Source organism: Oleiphilus sp. HI0067, from assembly GCF_001635735.1.
The window spans coordinates 1-1,435 of record NZ_LWFI01000383.1 but is presented as its reverse complement, the minus strand read 5'-3'; the positions used below and the strand labels follow the sequence as shown (position 1 = coordinate 1,435).

The following is a 1,435-nucleotide window of genomic DNA, read 5'->3' as shown; positions in this document are numbered from 1 at the left end:
AACATATGCTTGCTCATCTGACCCTGAGATTGTACTACTAGGGATAAAAATTGTTTGGCCTGTCGCAACAGGATTACTCGCCTTAACTGTCGTAGTCATTCCAGGTAGGATGTTGTAACCCGGTACATTTTCCATTCTTAGTTTCACTGAATATGTCTGTGTCACCTCGTCAGGAACAGTCGAAACTTCTTTAACCTTTAGGGGGAATTTTCTATCTGGGATAGCATCAAATTGGGCGTTGATGGCTATTGTCGAGATATCGCGCTTTGCATTGACCATAACCGATGCAGGAATATCAACACTCACCTCTAAACTGCTAAGATCTTGCAGTAGAAAGATAGTTTGCGATGCGCCGACTTCTTGGAAGTTTTCAATGTAACGCTTTGCCACTTGACCTGTAAAAGGGGCTTTTAACTGTGAATAAATGAGCTTCTGTTTTATAGAATCTAAATGAGCTTTAGCTCCCACTTCAGCAGATGTTAACTTATCGAAATCGGCTTTGGATATATGCCCTTTTTGAATTAATAATTTCGCTCTATCGAGATCAGCTTTAGCCTTTGAATAACTAGCCTGAGCTTCTTGAAGCTCTATATTAAAGTCCGAGTCATCCAAGGTAGCAAGTAACTGGCCCTCCGTAACTAGATCGCCTTCTTTTACGTTTAAGCTGGTTAATTTTCCGCTGACTCTAAAACTCAGCTCGGCTTTTTGGTTTGCATCAACAACACCTGGAAAGCTTCGCATCGCGCCCTCGTCAGAACCTCCCACAATAAACGTTTTTACGGGACGCAACTGAGGTTCAGTGACGGTCGCTTCTTCTGATGAGCATGCCGTAAACCAGATCACCAATGAAATGATTAAAATGCGCTTTAACATATAATTTCCTTACTAGTTGCATTCCTAATAACATGCCGTTTAGTGTAAAGAAGACAAATGGGCTAGCAAAGCGACACACGCTTTTTTAACTTCGTCCTCATATTCGGCTTCGACTTCATAACGCTCTTGATCTAGGGCCTTCATTTCACGCCTAGATAAACGCTTCCTCGCTTCAAATCTCGGCATATGCTCTAAGCGATCGTATACATCGTTAAATACTTTAAAGTCATGACGCTCATGCAGTGTTGAATCAAAATGATCTATTAAGAGCTTAACCCGCATACAGGCCTCAGAGATTTCTACTTGCTTATCAAGTACCGATTTACAAAGCACATAAACGCTGTCTAACAAAAATTTACGTCGTTCAGCTTCTTTTAGTCTTAACTCTCGTCTAGCGTTATTTTCTTGCTTCAATGCTCGAAGCTGTTTTGTAATCGCCCAGCTCAATAAGACAATACAAACTAAGCCTACAACACTATAGGTCCAAAGTTCATACTCAGAAACGTTGCTCATATCGCCGCTCTATCAATAATGTAGTCGCAATCGACCATAGTTGGGAGGG

2 protein-coding genes are annotated in these 1,435 nt (G+C 41.4%); both read right to left on the bottom strand.

The window, feature by feature from the left end; all coding sequences use genetic code 11:
* Positions 1-873: efflux RND transporter periplasmic adaptor subunit (locus tag A3739_RS04530; protein WP_068500489.1), on the bottom strand; the 873-nt coding region annotated here is incomplete at its 3' end.
* A 39-nt stretch (positions 874-912) separates the two neighbouring features.
* A complete protein-coding gene (locus A3739_RS04525; RefSeq protein ID WP_068482618.1) occupies positions 913-1,386 on the bottom strand; it encodes a DUF2489 domain-containing protein in 474 nt (157 codons plus the stop codon).
* Positions 1,387-1,435: the final 49 nt, after the last annotated feature.

Bases quoted from the DNA above. Each gene is read 5' to 3' on its own strand.
- A3739_RS04525 (WP_068482618.1), bottom strand. From the start codon at position 1,386: ATGAGCAACGTTTCTGAGTATGAACTTTGGACCTATAGTGTTGTAGGC.